Below are 15,659 nucleotides of genomic sequence, written 5' to 3' on the forward strand. Positions count from 1 at the left end.
ACCCCTTCTCAATGCTAAAACGTTTAAATGACTATAACGCAGCCAGCGTGGATGCCAGCTCAGACATATCCTGACAAATCGCAATCGGCGAATGCTCTGCAAGCCGCTCTGCGCTATGAACGCCATAGCTCACACCAATGGATGGCATGCCTAAGCGCTGCGCCATTTCTAAGTCATAGTGCGTATCGCCAATCATCACCGCGCGCTCCAAGGGCACTCGCAACTCCAGTAGCAGCTCCTTGAGCATGAGCGGATTGGGCTTGGAGGCCGTTTCATCAGCACAACGTGTGGCACTGAAATACGATGACCAACCGGTGTGCGCCAGGACACGATTCAAGCCCGCTCGACTTTTCCCTGTGGCCACGGCTAATTGACGCCCCGCGCCACTTAGCTGCTGTAACAGTGCCTCTGCACCCGCATAGGGCTGACTATGCCCACCCACGCCCGTAACAAAGTGATGCGCATAGCGGTGACGCAACGCCTCTCGCTCAACTTCGGGAACTTGTGGAAACAATACTTGCATGGCTTCGGGCAGGCCCAGGCCAATAATGTCACGCGCAGCCGCATCACTGGGCTCTGGCACACCTAAATCCAAGGCTGCTAGCTTTACGCTGCGCACAATTTGCGCCAGCGAGTCCATGAGCGTGCCGTCCCAATCAAAAATTACTAAATCAAAGCGAGAACTGTTGCGATCAAGCACGGCGTAACACCTCTAAACCACGTTCAAAGTCTTCATCAACATCCGCATGTAGCGATAACTTTTTTCCCGAGGGCAGGGTCAAGCGCAGATCTCGTGCATGCAAAAACAGTCGCGACAAGCCTTTCGCTTTAAAACGTGCGTTAACGTCGTCGCGACCATACTTATCATCCCCTACCAAGGCATGACCCAAATGCTGAGCATGAACACGGATTTGGTGGGTTCGGCCGGTGAGCAGATGCGCTTCAACCAAGGTGGCATCGGCAAAACGCTCCAAAACGGTAAAGACTGTAATAGCCGTTTTGCCATCCCGGGATACGCGCACGACCGCTTCGCCATTCGGGCTTTCAACCTTTAACAGTGGCGCTTCAACGCGATGCTTGGCCCCGCTTAAGCGCCCGGATAACAGCGCGACATAGCGTTTATCCATCTGGCCATCGCGAAGCTGTGCATGTAGCGCTCGCAACAAGGCGCGATGCCCCGTCACCATGGTCAAACCCGAAGTATCCCGGTCCAGGCGATGCACGAGCTCTAACTGCGCTGTCGCATCCGGCCTAAGCGACCGTAGCGCCTCAATCAGACCAATGGAGATACCACTGCCGCCATGCACGGCTAAACCCGCCGGCTTATTTACGACTAATAAATGGTCCTCATCGTGAACAATGCGGCTTTTCAGGAGTTTTTGCAGGCTGCTGGTCGGGCGCGCAGCTGGCTTTTCTTCACTCATGCGCAAGGGCGGCACGCGTATCACATCGCCAGCCTGCACCCGATAATCTGCTTTAGTGCGGCCTTTATTAACCCGCACTTCACCTGTGCGAACAATGCGGTACACCAACGTACGGGGCAGTCCCTTGAGTGCGGTGATGAGATAGTTGTCGAGACGCTGGCCTGCATAAGCCTCATCTACCGTGAGCATTTTTACGGCCGGTGCGTCGGGAACGTGCGGTAAATCTGACATGAACTGTCCTGTATTAATTCCGGGCCATTGGCCTTGACGGAAGATGACTGCTATATTAGCGAGTCGCTTGCCATTGAAGACCGTTTGTCGATGGCCGCATGATAAAGCAAAGCGACTGCTGCTTGGCAGGAAACGCAACTGAGCTGAGTCCCTGTGACGACGATATTTTGTCGCTCAGGATGACCGCCGCCCCATGCACCTCCGCCACCCAGCCCCCGAGGCGACGACTCTGTCGCCAGAATAAAACCTCGCGCCGCATCGTGATTTTGCGCGCAGGCAAGAATTTTAAAGCGGCTCTGATCTCGTCATTTTGATCAGGTCACCAGCGGTAAGCACCCGAGTCGGACACCCCGAACCCGTGCTTCTCGCTCACAACAGAATTAAGGATGACACGTAGAGCCCACTTGGCTTGGCGTGTCCGAGATTGAAAGCGCATCGATATGATGCCTTTTTTGCTGTTGCCGCGGCTTGCTTGCGGGCACCCGATGTGGGGCATAACCCCATGGGTAGACCCACACATGAAACGCATGTTGATTAACGCGACACACAACGAAGAAATTCGCGTCGCTATGGTAGATGGCCAACGCCTCTATGATTTTGACCTTGAACACCGCGGCCGCGTGCAGAAAAAGGCCAGCATTTTCAAGGGTCGCGTCACCCGCATTGAACCCAGCCTCGAAGCCGCCTTCGTTGATTTTGGTGGCGATCGTCACGGCTTCTTGCCGCTGAAAGAAGTCGCTCGCGAATACTTCCACAAGACGCCAAAAGAAGCCGGCGGCCGCATCACCATTAAAGATGCGCTGCAGGAAGGCCAAGAAGTCATCGTTCAGGTGGAAAAAGAAGAGCGCGGCAACAAGGGCGCTGCCCTATCGACCTTCATCTCGCTGGCCGGTCGTTACCTCGTGCTGATGCCGAACAACCCGCGTGCCGGCGGCATTTCGCGCCGCATCGAAGGTGAAGAGCGTCAGGAACTGAAAGACGCTCTCAACGCCATCAACATCCCCAACGACATGGGCGCGATTGTTCGCACGGCAGGTCTTGGCCGCAGCGCCGAAGAACTGCAGTGGGATCTCGACTACCTGATGACGCTGTGGACGGCGATTCAGACCGCTGGCAAAGAAAAGACCGCGCCCTTCCTGATCTTCCAGGAATCCAACGTCATTATTCGTGCCGTTCGTGACTACCTGCGTCAGGACATCAACGATGTACTGATCGACAACGAAGCCGCGTACAACGAAGCCATGGCCTTCGTGCAGCAAGTCATGCCGCACTACCAAACCAAGATCAAGCTCTATAAAGATTCGGTGCCGCTGTTTAACCGCTACCAAATCGAAAGTCAGATCGAGACGGCATTCCAGCGCGAAGTGAAACTGCCATCGGGCGGCTCCATCGTGATTGATCCGACCGAAGCCTTGGTGTCTATCGACATCAACTCCTCGCGCGCCACTAAAGGCAGCGACATCGAGGAAACCGCACTCAATACCAACCTCGAAGCGGCCGACGAAATCGCGCGACAGCTGCGCCTGCGCGACAGCGGTGGCCTGGTCGTCATCGACTTCATCGACATGACGCCACCTAAGCACCAGCGCATGGTTGAAGACCGTCTGCGTGATGCCTTGGCGATGGATCGTGCTCGCATCCAGATCGGCCGCATTTCCAAGTTCGGCTTGCTCGAGCTCTCGCGTCAGCGTCTGCGTCCATCGCTGGAAGAAGCGACAGGCCTTGTCTGCCCTCGTTGCAACGGCACTGGCGTGATCCGCGATGTACGCTCGCTGTCGCTGTCCATCATGCGTCTGATCGAAGAAGAAGTACTGAAAGACCGCACGGCGCAAATCAACGCGTCGGTGCCTGTCTCGGTTGCCACCTTCTTGCTCAACGAAAAGCGCAAAACGCTGGCCGATCTGGAAGCTCGCAGCAAAGTGCGCATCCTGATTTTGCCGAACCCGCACATGGAAACGCCGCACTACGAAGTCACACGCCTGCGTGATGACCAAGTCGAAGAAGGCGATGAAGATATCGCCAGCTTCAAGATGGTAGAACGCATCCAGCCACCCGCCCTTGAAGTCGTGCTGGAAGCCGTTGACGGCGACGCGCCTAAGCGTCAGGTCGCTGCGGTACGCAATATCCAGCCACAGACGCAAGCGCCTGCGCCACGCGAACAGCAACCCCGCGAAGCACAAGCTCCTAGCCGTGACACCGGTGCCGCACGCGATACGGCCAGCCGTGAAATCGGCGGTGGACGTCAACAACGCCCAGGTCAGTCCGGTCGTGGTGCACCTGCCGTGGTGGTGGCACCCCAGCCTACAGGCTTTATGGCTTGGCTAAAGGGCCTGTTTGGCGTCAAGCCAGAGCCGGTGCCAGCACCACAGCCAGAGCGTCGCCCCATGAACTCACGCGGCAACGCACAGGGCCAGGGTCAGAACCGTCCGCAACGTCAGGGGCAAGGCCAAGGCAGTCAGGGCAATCGCAATCCTCGCAATGGCGATCGCAACGGTGATCGTGGCAACCGTCAGAACCTGGAAGTGCAGTCCGTTGGCGGCCGCAGCCAGATTGATAAGCCACTAGAAGCGACTCCCGCCGTTGCGCCTGCAGAGCGCGCACCGCGTCCGCCCCGTGAGCGTCAGCCGCGCGCACCACGCCCACCGCGTGAAGCAGTAGCGATTGATGAAACACTGGTTAACGAAACGGTCGTTGTGGCTGAAGATGCCGTTGTCGGTGAAGCGGGTGTTGCACCAGCTGTAGCAGCCGAAGGCGGCGAGCGTCGTCGTCGCAACCGTCACCCTGCGCGCCGTCAGCGTGGTCCGCGCGAGCGCGACCCACAGGTGCTAATCGATGCTGGCCTGCCCGTGCCGGGTGAGACGCTGGGTGATGCAACTGTAGCTGGTGAAGCTGCAGCGGATGTTGCTGTAGAAGCAGCTACCGTGGACGTTGTATCGACTGTTGCTGCCGAAGTTGTTGTCACTGAAGTTGCTGCCGAAGCGCCAGCAAGTGCTGTTGCTGAAACGATTGCCCTCGTGACCGAGACAGCTAAACGCGAAACTGCAGCACCTGAAGTCGCCGTTGAAGTAGCGCCGGAACAGGTCGTTGAAGTTGCCGCAGATCAGATTGAAGTCGCGGCTGTTGCCGAGGTTGATCCGGCTCCAGTAGCTGAAGTTGCTGCTAATGCAGAGCCAGCCACGCCAGTGGTAGAAGCTGTTGCCGAAGTAGTGATCGCTGAGGCGGCTCCGGTTGTTGCAGAAGCTCAGGCTGAAGAAGCTGCGCCGGCTGCTGAGCTTGTTTCAGAAGCCGTTGCTGTCGAAGAAACTGCCGCTGACGGCTCTGACGAAGGCAAAGCACCACGCCGCGCCAGCAATGACCCGCGTGTCCGTCGTCGCCTACAGCGCGAAGCCGAAGCTCGTGCCAAGGCTGAGCAAAAAGCTGAAAACGAAACATCACAAGGCTGATTAGCTTGATGTGAAGTGAAAGCAAGAAGCCCCAGTTATGGGGCTTCTTGCTTTCAGGGGCTTGGTGGCGTTACTAGGACAGCCGCAACTCAGCCATGCAACTCGCGCAACACTTCGGGATGTGCCACGGCCACACGCAACAGCGTTTTCGCCGCACCGTTAGGCTCACGCCGACCTTGCTCCCAGTCTTGCAGCGTACGCGCAGACACACCCTACAGGCTGGCAAAATCCTGCTGAGAAAGCCCGACCTGCGCCCGTGCTTCTGCTGCTGCCGACAGTTTAACCTTCGTCTCACGAGCAGCCTCACCACGCTTCATTTGGCGAACCGACTCAAGTAAGTCCTGCTGGAATTTCTGCATTTCAGATGACATCTTCGACTCCTTGTTTCAGTTCCATCAGGAACGAGGTAGGCAAGTTGTCGAACTTGCCTTTCGTATACACGACAAGCAACCAAATCGTCTCATCGCTGACATTGAAGTAGATGACTCTCGCACCGCCGCTTTTGCCTCGGCCTGAATAGGTCTTGAGAGTAGGCAGCTGTAGATCGAAATTGAAGGCAGCCAATCGCAACGCAATAATGACGAATACGCGCATCACAAACGAGGCTTTTTCCGGGACTTCTGCCCGACAAAGTAGCAAATGCGTCGTAATTCCAGCGATAGCCGCCGTCGCGTAGATATCTTACCTGAAGATAAAGGGAACCTGATTTGTGAGAATGTCGCGAATAACGCCACCGCCAACACCCATTAATGTGCCCATGAGCACAATTACCATGGCATTACACCGCGCCTGAAGCTCTAGACATAGCAAATAATGCCTGCCCGAAAGTATCGGCAACCAGCACGGCATTTAGCGGGACAGGCAGCACGTGTATCCAGACAACCGGACGGCGATTGAGCTGCAGGTCACGCAATGTTCCACCACCGATGACGGCAACAGCCGGAATGATGCAGCTTGAGTCCAGAAATGACGGCGGCAGGCGCGCCACTAGCGGCAAAAACAGCAATGTCGGCAAGATCGAGAATATAAAGCAGCCTAATCATTGAATGACCTCGAGACTCTTCCAAACATCATCGGCCCCAAATCACTGGCTCCTGCTCCAGCACCACCCCAAACTTATCCAGCACACTGGCGCGAACATCTGCCGCTAACTGCAGTAATTGTGCGCCTGAACCTCCGCCACGATGAATCAGCACCAAGGCCTGCCTATCATGAACGCCTACAGCGCCTTGATTGCGACCCTTCCAGCCTGCCTGCTCGATAAGCCAGCCCGCTGCCAATTTCACACCAACCGTCTGCGGATAGCTAACCAGGCCGGGAAACCGCAGGCGCAGCTCATCCGCCTGCGTTACCGGCACCACCGGATTTTTAAAGAAACTGCCCGCGTTACCTAATTTAGTCGGATCTGGCAGCTTGCTCTGACGAATAGCAATGACTGCATTAGCAACAGCTCTCGGCGTCACTTGGACAATACCAAGTCGTTCAATTTCGCGACGTATATCGCCATAATCGAGACGTATCGTGGGTTTTCGCGACAATAAGAAGCGAACTTTCGTAATAATGTAGCGACCCGGCGCCCGCGACTTAAACAGACTGTCACGATAAGCAAAGGCGCACGCCGCAGCCGCCAATTCCACTCGCGCGCCCGTCAGTCGATCAATCGCCGTCAGCGAATGCATCACATCCGCTATTTCAACTCCATAGGCGCCAATGTTCTGAACAGGCGATGCACCCACTGAGCCCGGAATCAGCGACAAATTTTCCAGCCCCGATAAACCCTGAGCGATAGTCCACTGCGTAAAGGCATGCCAGTTTTCACCCGCACCAGCCTCAACTAGCACAGCATCTCCGTGCGTAGACAAGACTTGCCGCCCCATCAGGCAAGGCTGAATCACCAGCGCCGGCACATTGCCTGCCAACACCAAATTACTGCCGCCACCCAAAATCTCGACGGGCATACGCTGTGCCGTAACCGAGCGCAACACGTGCAAGAGAGCCGCTTCATTACTGACTTTCGCGAGAAACCGCGCGCGTGCCGGCAAGCCCAAGGTATTGAATCGGGTGAGATCGGCATTTTCAATAAATGTCAGCTCAGCAGCCACAGCCAAATACTCCCTGCGTTTTCAATAATGAGCGTAATAGCTGCGTACACGCCGTTTCGACCTGATCTAAGACCTGCTCGAAGCCCTCAGCACCGCCATAGTAGGGGTCTGGAACATCCCCCCCCTGCAGCTCGGGGTGATGGTCGAGCAGTAACGATAAACGTGCCTTGGCTGATTCGCCTGCCTGCAAGCGGAGGTGCTTAACGTCGGCTAAATTGGCCGCATCCATCGCGATAATGTGGTCAAAATCGGCGAAATCTTCTACTTTCACTTGTCGCGCTCTCAATGCCGACAGGTCATATCCACGCACACGCGCATGCTGCTGTGATCGGGCATCCGGAGCTTTACCCTCATGCCAGGCTGCCGTGCCTGCCGAGTCCGCCTGAATCAAACTCTGCCAACCGGCCTGCTCCACTTGGCGCATAAATACCGCCTCGGCGGTGGGCGAGCGACAAATATTCCCTAGGCAAACAAACAGGACACGGACAGGCTTTTCAGTGCTCACGCGAGACGTCACACCGACCGAGAAGCGAGCTGCGCGGCCATGACGACACGGACACGATCCAGATCGGCCTGCGTATCAACCCCGGGCGGCAACTCAACGGCTGCCACACCGACATGAATCTTCACGCCTTGATATAACGCGCGGAGCTGCTCCAACGCCTCAACTCGCTCGATCAGTGCCGGTGGCCACGACACATAGTCATGTAAGAAGCCGACGCGGTAAGCATAAATACCGAGATGGCGCAGATAAAGCGACAGCGCTTCGGGCGGGAGCTGTTCACGACTCTGCGCAAAAGCATCCCGCGCCCAGGGCATGGGGGCACGGCTGAAATAGAGCGCGTGATCACTCGCATCGCGCACAAGCTTGACGATATTCGGATTAAACAGTTGCTCGGCGCTATGAATGGGCTCGGCTAGCGTGGCAATGCTCGCGGCCGACGCTTGCATGAGGTTTTCCGCCACCTGATTGATAACCGCGGGCGGAATCAGTGGTTCATCGCCCTGCACGTTCACCACGATGTCATCGGCAGCCCAACCAAAATGCGCCGCCACTTCCTGCAAACGATCGGTGCCCGAGGGATGATCCGCACGGGTCATCACCACCGGCGCGCCCAGCTCGCGCAATACCGCCTCGATGCGCGGGTCGTCGGTGGCGACCACCACATCACTGGCTGCACTTTGCAGAGCGCGCTCGTAAACATGCACCACCATGGGCTTGCCGCAGATATCGAGCAAGGGCTTGCCGGGCAAGCGACTGGAGCCAAAACGAGCAGGAATAACGACACGAAAGCTCATGGTAAGCTCCTTAGAAGCTGCCGCGACTGGGCGGTAAGGTTTCATCCAGCGTTAAGCGGCGAGCCTCGCCTTCCAACATGACGGGAATACCTTCACGAATCGGAAATGCCAAGGCATCGGCTCTGCAGATCAATTCGGCTTGCTCCGGGACATACTGCAAAGGCCCTTTGCATAGCGGACAGGCCAAGATCGTGAGTAATTTTTTATCCAACATGAGGCTTTCTCCAAGTGGCTAGGCGCTGTGTCAGTGCCTGCCAAAAACTGTCGGGCAGAATAGCCTGAACCGGCACATACCAGCTATTAGGCGGCGCAATTTCGGCGCATTTCACCGCATCTTTTTCCGTCATAACCACGAGTGCAGGCGGGCTAAACTGCAAATCCTCGGCGCTGTAGGCGTGGTGATCCGGAAAGGCATGTGGAATAGGCTGAAAGCCCTGCTCCGCAAGCAAGGCAAAAAAGCGCGGTGGATGACCAATGCCGGCAACGGCATGCACATGACCGGCTGTTGGCACGGGCAGGGACGGGTTAACACCCACAGGCTGCCAAGGTGCAGCCTGAAGCGACAGGGTTACGGCGGATGCGGGAGCGGCTCCCGAAGCACGCCAAGGGCCGTTTACCACCACGAAGTCGACAGTTTCTAATCGCGCTAAGGCCTCACGCATCGGGCCGGCGGGTAAACGCCAAGCTGAACCGAATCCGCGCTGCCCATCCACGACGGCAATTTCGATATCCCGTGCAAGGGCATAGTGTTGTAAGCCGTCATCGCAAATCACCACATTGCAATCACTGGTCGCGAGTAAATGCTGCACACCACGGGCACGCAAGGGGTCAATCACCACCGGTGCCTGTGAACGACGCGCCAGCAAGAGTGGCTCATCGCCCACCTTGCTAGCACAAGCATCCGCCTCTACACGCTGGGGATACTGCGCGCCTTTACCGCCATAACCGCGACTGACAATGCCGGGTCGCCAGCCTTGCTGACGAAGTTGCTCTACCAACGCTAGGGTGAGTGGTGTTTTGCCGGTGCCACCAACCGAAATATTACCGACCACAATGACCGGCACCGGAGCCCGCCAAGCACGAAGCCCGCCCCAGCGATAAGCCAGCCGGCGCAGGCCAGCCACTGCCATAAAGAGCCAGGCCAGCGGGATCAACAAGGCAAACAGCAAATGCCCTTGATACCAACGTTCTGCCCAGTTTTTGGGCGACGCGACAGAGTCCTTAGCCTCAGGCGGCATGGCCACCCGTATCCTCTTCACTAAAGTGACGGCTATGCAGCTGGGCATACATGCCTTCACGCGCCAGCAACTCACGGTGCGTGCCCTGCTCAATAATTTCGCCGGCATCCATGACTACGATCCAATCGGCGTTTTCAATGGTGGACAAACGGTGCGCAATCACAAGGGTTGTGCGCCCTTCCATGACTTTCTCTAAGGCGGCTTGGATATAGAACTCTGACTCATTATCGAGCGCGCTTGTAGCTTCATCGAGAATCAGGATGGGGGCGTTTTTAATTAATGCGCGTGCAATCGCCAAGCGTTGGCGCTGCCCTCCGGATAGCTGCACACCATCTTGACCAATTCGCGTGTCATAGCCGTTGGGCATGGCTCGAATAAACTCATCGGCAAAGGCCATTTTAGCCGCCTCAACGACCGCTTCATGAGGCAAGTCACGGAATGCGCCATAGGCGATGTTGTTGCTTACCGTGTCGTCGAAGAGGATGACTTTTTGCCCCACGGAGGCAATTTGCTGGCGTAACTCACTGATGGGGTATTCATTGATGGGATGGCCATCAATCAAAATCTCGCCAGCTTGCGCATCATAAAAACGCGGCAATAAATTCACTAAGGTGGTTTTACCGGAGCCAGAGCGCCCCACAATGGCCACGGTCTGCCCGGCCTTGACCGTCAATGAAAAGTCTTTCAAGACAGGATGGTTGGGCTCATATGCAAATTGTACATGCCGAAATTCCACATCGCCCTGCAAGCGCCCGATGGCCCGCGTGCCACCCGAAGGCTCTGCAGGCTCATCTAGCACTTCAAACACAGATTGTGCTGCGGCAATGCCACGCTGCAGCTTTTCATTGACTTCAGTCAGCGATTTGATGGGCTTGGCCAACAGGCCAGCAGCGGTGATGTAGGCAATGAACTCGCCTGGCGAGGTGCCCTGCATGATGTCCGGGCGTAATGCGACCCAAACTACGCAGGCCATTGCTATCGACATGAGGAGCTGAACCAAGGGTGTACTTACCGCACTGGTCACCACCATTTTCATGCCTTGGCGTAAATTCTCCTGAGAGGCTCTATTGAAACGCCCCAGCTCAAACGGCTCGCCACCATAGGTTTTGACCACCTGATAACCCGTGATGGTTTCATTGGTAATGTGATTCACATCGCCCATGGTGTTTTGCATGCGTTTAGCCAGCTTACGGAAACGCTTACTCGCCGTGCGTACCAACAGTGCGGCAAACGGCCCCACCAGCAACAGTGACAACGACAGACGCCAGTTGGTGTAGAGCAAATAGCTAAACAGGCCAATCACAATCGCGCCTTCGCGAACGATCGTTTTTAGCGCCTCGGTGGCGGCCGCGGTGACTTGCTCAACGTTATAAATGAGTTTCGCGGCGATATGGCCGGGCGAGTTGTGGTGATAAAAACTGGCCGGCAACTTCAGCAGCTTGGTAAACAAGTCCATACGCAGGGCATACACCACATGGCGCGAGACCATGGACATGTAGTACGTGCCAATAAATGAGCCCACGCCGCGAACAAAGAAAATGCCCACGATAAGGAAAGGAATCCAGTCTTTAGCGGTCTGATCTTTGTTCTGAATGGAATCAATAATGTATTTCAGTAATTGCGCAGATGCCCACTCAGTTTGCGCATTGATGATAAAACCCACCACGGCGAAAGCAAAAAACTTCCAATAACGCCGGGTATAGCTCAATAAACGCTTATAAGACTCCCAGCTTGTGGCGGGCATGGTTGGTGGTGCGGCAGTCACTTCAGTGGTCATGAAAAAGCCTTATTGCGATGGCGGCTTGGCATCACGCGCGCCAATGCCCAGAGAACGAAAACCCAGCTGACCGGCAATATCCATGACGGTAACCACGGCTTGATGCGGCGCCTGACCATCGGCGGAAATAACAAACGGCTGGTCACGCTGATTGCCGGCTGCTGATTCAATTGCCTGACGAATATCTTCAGCCTTCGTGGAAGCCAAGGGCTGACCATTGATGGCGTAGTGACCACGAGAATCTATGGAAACCTCCAACGCCTTGGTGACCGGCTTGCTCGCGCCAACATCCGCCTGCGGTAATTGAATTTGCAGCTTGCCCGTCTTGGCAAATGTCGTGGACAGCATGAAGAAAATGATCAGGAACAGCAGGCAGTCAATCATCGGCGTGAGATTGAGCTCCAGCGGATCTTGCGTGGGACGGCGAAGTTTCACGCGCCACCTTCACGAATATCGACTTCACGATCGCCATGCAGCATGTCCACCAGTTTCACGGCTTGTAGCTCCATGTACACCACCAGCGATTGGATATGACGGAAGTAGTACCGATGCATGATCATCGCTGGCACAGCAACAGCAATACCTGCTGCCGTTGTCACCAAGGCTTTGGAAATACCCCCGGCCAATGCCGTGGGATCGCTAATGCCGCCACTGGTCACCACCAAAAAGGCTTCAATAATGCCCACCACGGTGCCCAGCAAACCCAGCAACGGGGCAATCTGCGCGATAGTACCCAGCAGTGTTAGATGGCGCTCCATCTCATGCACAATGCCAGATGCCGCATCCTCGATGCTTTCTTTCATGATGTCACGACCGTGGCGAGCATTAATCAGCCCCGCGGCTAACAGGGCGCCCAGCGGTGAACCGGCTTGCAGCCTAAGCAATGCCTCCCCTTTGAGATCGCCACTTTGCAATTGCGTCCACACGTCCGCGAGCAAATGCTTAGGCGCGATGCGACTGCTGCGCAGTGTCCAGGCACGCTCCAGAATAATAGCGAGCGCCAATACCGACGCAATGAGTAGTGGCAGCATGAGCCAGCCACCGGATTTCATCATTTCCCACACAGGGCACACTCCCAAGGGCTAAGCCCAATTCCGATGCGGGTACTCTACGGGAACACGTGAAGTGCGCCAAGGCTTGCGCGACCTGCGGCACTATGTTCTGGCCAAAGCCAATAATGCGCTTGTTGTACTCGCCAGCGCTGAACATCTGGCCAAGGCTGGGCTGGCACGACGTCATATTGGAGTGCCCCAGTAGCATCGCTACGCCAACCGTGTATGCCCCGCTCCTGCAATCGGTGCAACACCGCTTTTGCCGGATGCTTGAAGCGGTTGCGATACCCCACCGCAGCAATGACCTCCTTTGGCTGAACCGCATCAAGCAACGTGGCCGTGCTGGAGGTTTTGCTGCCGTGGTGACCCAACACTAACAAGTCGGCCCTTAAATGCTGCACCGGGGTTTCTGCGACCAACTGCAGCTCTGCCACGGCCTCTATATCGCCCATGATCAAGACCACGTGCTTACCCGCTTGCACTCGCAGTACGCAGGACTGATTGTTGTCACCGGCAACGGTACTTTCTGGGTAGGGCCAAAGCACATCAAATTGCACACCGTCCCAGAACCAGCGTTGCCCTGCCCTGCAAGGCGTATGACGCGCGGGCGCATCCAGCGCCAAAGGCCAAACACCTAGCACTTGCTTCACAGGCAAGGCCGCCAACACACTGGCGCCGCCACCGGTGTGATCCAGGTCATCATGACTAAAAATCAAGCGATCGAGAGACGTGATTCGCGCCTCTCGCAAGGCCGGCAAAATCACGCGAGAGCCTGCATCGGCAATGGGCCCAAAGCTGGGCCCGGTGTCATACAGCAGCTGATGATGCCGCGTCTGTAACACCACCGATAAGCCCTGACCCACATCGAGTAAGGTCATACGCACAGCCCCCGTGGTCGGTAACAGCTGCGGCCAAACCACCCACGCGAGTGGAAAAATAAGCCACAGCCGACCCGGCATGGCCCGTGGCATCAGCACGAGCATCATGACTAGCGCCAAGCCCCACGCACTGCCAGAAGGCAAGGCAAATGACTGCCACGCGCCGGGAAGCGCTGCCGCCCAGTCCAATACATTGATTAGCTGCTGCATCAGCAGGACGGACAAGCCCCAACAGGCAGCCATTAGCGACGGCCAAGGCCAGCACACCAAGCCCAGCATGCTTAAAGGCACAACGGCGAAGGTAATAAGCGGAATGGCGATGAGATTGACTGGAAAACTCACCCACGAAACGCGACCAAAAATGGCTATGGACAAGGGCAACAAGCCCCATGTTGCGAGCCATTGGGCGCGCAAGGCAGCCCGCCATCCGCCTTCTTCGCCCAAGGGCATGCCAGCGGCCATCAACAGCCCTACCGCACCAAACGATAGCCACAGCCCAACACTGTGAACCGCCAAGGGATCCCATAGCAGCACAACGGCCAGCGCCGTCATCCAAATCTGCGGCCCGCTAAACTGACCCGGCAGCCAGCGCATCAACAAAATTACCGCCAACATAAACAAGGTGCGCTGTGCAGGCACTTCGGCGCCCGCCAGCAACACATACGCTGCCGCCACCAGCCAACCGACTAGACCGCCCAGCCGCAGCGCCGAGCAATACTTTGCGGCAGTAGGTGTTCGGCGCCACAGGCTCTGAAAGAGATATCCACTTAGCCAGGCAACTAAAGTGATGTGCACACCCGAAATGGCAACTAAGTGCGTGACCCCAGTGCGCGCATAACGCTCCCATGCCGACGGGCTAATGCCCACGCGGTCACCAGTGAGCAAGGCCAAGACGGTCCCTGCGGCATCCTGTTGAAGCGGAAACTCAGCGAGTAAGCGCTGACGGATCTGCCATCGCCAAAGATCAATGGACGGTGTAGCACGCGCTAAACGCTGGCCGTCACGCAGCCAACCTGTGGCTGATACACCTTCGGCGTGATGCCAGCGCTCCACGTCAAATCCACCGGGATTTTGCAGGCCGTGAGGCCGCTTTAACTTGACTTGAATACGCCAACGCTCGCCCGGTAAAGGCATCGCGTCGGCTCGCCAGCTCAGCTGCCAAAGTGCTTCTTTATGAAGACATTCCGTAGGATTTGACTGGACGTAATCTGGCTGAAATCGGAAGCGAACCCCGAGCGGTTCTGCCGGCTCAGGCAAACCGACTATGACGCCATTCACCGTCAGCAGTTGCCCCTCACAGGCTGTAGGAATGCGTGTGTCCAGTTGTAGTCGTGCCGCCTGAGTCGCGCACAAAATGCCCAAGCTCAAGGCAGCACAACCGGCCAATAGGCGTTTGGGCTGAAAACACAGGACGACTAACGCCAGCAACGCGCAGCCTATGGTCAGTTCTGAGGGAGGCAATGTCGACCAAAACCACAAACTGAGATGCCCGAAAATCCAGCCCAATAAACATGCGGTACTCAAGCGAATACTGACTCGCACAGCCACACTCCTTGTGACATCGCAAAACGGATCCCTAGCGTTGTTCGCCTGCTCGTGTTGCTTTAGTCAGTGTAGACTAGCCCCCCTGCTCTCGCTTGTTGGAAGCTGCTTTACCATGCCAAAAGCCCTGATTCGCCGCTATTTGCCCTCACCCGACAAAATCCGTGCGCAAAAATCTTTGGGCTTTTTGCGGCATCGATTAGGCGACCCCAGTGTTTGGCATCTCAATCGGCGCTCTGCTTCTTTGGCCATGTTTTGGGGCCTGTTTTTTGCTTTTATGCCCATGCCATTTCAAATGGTGCCCGCCACGCTAACGGCGCTGGCTCTTCGCATTAATTTGCCTATGGTGTTGGTGCTGACCTGGCTGACCAACCCCATTACTATCCTGCCCTGTATGTATGTTGCTTACGCTATGGGCAGTCTGATTTTGGGTGTGCCTAAGTTGAGCTGGTCAGATATGGATGGCTTATTCAGTGCAATGATGTCGCTAGAGTCCAGCTCAACCGCAAGCAGCGCGAACGCGCCACTCAAACCCTTTCTGGTCGGGACCATCGTCATGGGCGTTGGGCTGGGCAGCCTCGGTTATCTGGGGATGCAGGTGTATTGGCGCTGGCATGTTGCCAAACAATGGCAGGCACGCTCCGCTCGGCGCGCGCTGACGCAGCGCACTTAA

16 protein-coding genes and 1 pseudogene are annotated in these 15,659 nt (G+C 56.4%); 2 read left to right on the forward strand and 15 right to left on the reverse strand.

From position 1 onward, the window contains the following. Positions 1 to 31 precede the first annotated feature (31 nt). Together A8710_RS09505 and A8710_RS09510 are read right to left on the reverse strand one after the other, a co-directional pair. Positions 32 to 700 carry an HAD family hydrolase gene (locus tag A8710_RS09505; protein ID WP_227513007.1) on the reverse strand — a complete coding sequence of 223 codons (669 nt, stop codon included), beginning with the start codon at positions 698 to 700 and terminating at the stop codon, positions 32 to 34. Beyond that, a complete protein-coding gene (locus A8710_RS09510; protein WP_068860002.1) occupies positions 693 to 1,655 on the reverse strand; it encodes an RluA family pseudouridine synthase in 963 nt (320 codons plus the stop codon). The genes A8710_RS09505 and A8710_RS09510 overlap by 8 nt, the downstream gene beginning before the upstream one ends. A gap of 518 nt (positions 1,656 to 2,173) precedes the next feature. Here A8710_RS09510 and A8710_RS09515 point away from each other — a divergent pair. After that, complete coding sequence (locus A8710_RS09515) at positions 2,174 to 5,098, forward strand: Rne/Rng family ribonuclease (protein ID WP_198341652.1); 2,925 nt, start codon at positions 2,174 to 2,176, stop codon at positions 5,096 to 5,098. Between the two features lie 89 nt (positions 5,099 to 5,187). On the opposite strand, the pseudogene A8710_RS09520 reads toward A8710_RS09515, so the two are convergent. The 13 genes and pseudogenes from A8710_RS09520 to A8710_RS09575 form a co-directional block, all read right to left on the reverse strand. After that, positions 5,188 to 5,469: pseudogene (locus tag A8710_RS09520) on the reverse strand (helix-turn-helix domain-containing protein). After that, positions 5,459 to 5,695, reverse strand: a complete 237-nt coding sequence (locus A8710_RS12355; protein WP_198341698.1) for a hypothetical protein — start codon at positions 5,693 to 5,695, stop codon at positions 5,459 to 5,461. Before A8710_RS12355 ends, A8710_RS09520 begins: the two are co-directional and overlap by 11 nt. A gap of 84 nt (positions 5,696 to 5,779) precedes the next feature. Then, positions 5,780 to 5,947: a TRIC cation channel family protein gene (locus A8710_RS12585; RefSeq protein WP_227513008.1), complete on the reverse strand. Its 168-nt coding sequence runs from the start codon at positions 5,945 to 5,947 to the stop codon at positions 5,780 to 5,782. Next, entirely contained in the window at positions 5,877 to 6,113 is a 237-nt protein-coding gene (locus A8710_RS12145) for a TRIC cation channel family protein (protein ID WP_157686386.1), read from the reverse strand. The genes A8710_RS12585 and A8710_RS12145 overlap by 71 nt, the downstream gene beginning before the upstream one ends. Before the next feature lie 55 nt (positions 6,114 to 6,168). Next, on the reverse strand, positions 6,169 to 7,200 hold the full coding sequence (gene murB / locus A8710_RS09535; RefSeq protein ID WP_227513009.1) for a UDP-N-acetylmuramate dehydrogenase: 1,032 nt from the start codon (positions 7,198 to 7,200) through the stop codon (positions 6,169 to 6,171). Further along, positions 7,190 to 7,705, reverse strand: a complete 516-nt coding sequence (locus A8710_RS09540; protein WP_068860006.1) for a low molecular weight protein-tyrosine-phosphatase — start codon at positions 7,703 to 7,705, stop codon at positions 7,190 to 7,192. Before A8710_RS09540 ends, murB begins: the two co-directional genes overlap by 11 nt. 8 nt (positions 7,706 to 7,713) lie before the next feature. Continuing rightward, the gene (gene kdsB / locus A8710_RS09545; protein WP_068860008.1) at positions 7,714 to 8,499 is read right to left on the reverse strand and encodes a 3-deoxy-manno-octulosonate cytidylyltransferase; all 786 of its coding nucleotides are present in this window, start codon (positions 8,497 to 8,499) and stop codon (positions 7,714 to 7,716) included. Between the two features lie 10 nt (positions 8,500 to 8,509). Then, positions 8,510 to 8,710, reverse strand: coding sequence for a Trm112 family protein (locus A8710_RS09550; RefSeq protein WP_068860749.1), 201 nt, complete (start codon positions 8,708 to 8,710; stop codon positions 8,510 to 8,512). Continuing rightward, positions 8,703 to 9,737, reverse strand: a complete 1,035-nt coding sequence (lpxK, locus tag A8710_RS09555) for a tetraacyldisaccharide 4'-kinase (protein ID WP_068860010.1) — start codon at positions 9,735 to 9,737, stop codon at positions 8,703 to 8,705. The genes A8710_RS09550 and lpxK overlap by 8 nt, the downstream gene beginning before the upstream one ends. Further along, positions 9,727 to 11,514 (reverse strand): lipid A export permease/ATP-binding protein MsbA, encoded by a 1,788-nt coding sequence (msbA, locus tag A8710_RS09560; protein WP_227513010.1) that lies wholly within the window; start codon positions 11,512 to 11,514, stop codon positions 9,727 to 9,729. The genes lpxK and msbA overlap by 11 nt, the downstream gene beginning before the upstream one ends. A 9-nt stretch (positions 11,515 to 11,523) precedes the next feature. Continuing rightward, positions 11,524 to 11,949 (reverse strand): ExbD/TolR family protein, encoded by a 426-nt coding sequence (locus tag A8710_RS09565; protein WP_068860012.1) that lies wholly within the window; start codon positions 11,947 to 11,949, stop codon positions 11,524 to 11,526. Then, positions 11,946 to 12,578, reverse strand: a complete 633-nt coding sequence (locus A8710_RS09570) for a MotA/TolQ/ExbB proton channel family protein (protein ID WP_068860014.1) — start codon at positions 12,576 to 12,578, stop codon at positions 11,946 to 11,948. The genes A8710_RS09565 and A8710_RS09570 overlap by 4 nt, the downstream gene beginning before the upstream one ends. A gap of 44 nt (positions 12,579 to 12,622) precedes the next feature. Then, complete coding sequence (locus tag A8710_RS09575) at positions 12,623 to 14,986, reverse strand: DNA internalization-related competence protein ComEC/Rec2 (RefSeq protein ID WP_068860016.1); 2,364 nt, start codon at positions 14,984 to 14,986, stop codon at positions 12,623 to 12,625. A gap of 115 nt (positions 14,987 to 15,101) precedes the next feature. Between A8710_RS09575 and A8710_RS09580 the strand changes: the two genes are divergently transcribed. Next, on the forward strand, positions 15,102 to 15,659 hold the full coding sequence (locus tag A8710_RS09580) for a DUF2062 domain-containing protein (protein WP_068860018.1): 558 nt from the start codon (positions 15,102 to 15,104) through the stop codon (positions 15,657 to 15,659).

This window comes from Perlucidibaca aquatica (assembly GCF_001676655.1).
GTDB classification, from domain to species: Bacteria; Pseudomonadota; Gammaproteobacteria; order Pseudomonadales; family Moraxellaceae; genus Perlucidibaca; species Perlucidibaca aquatica.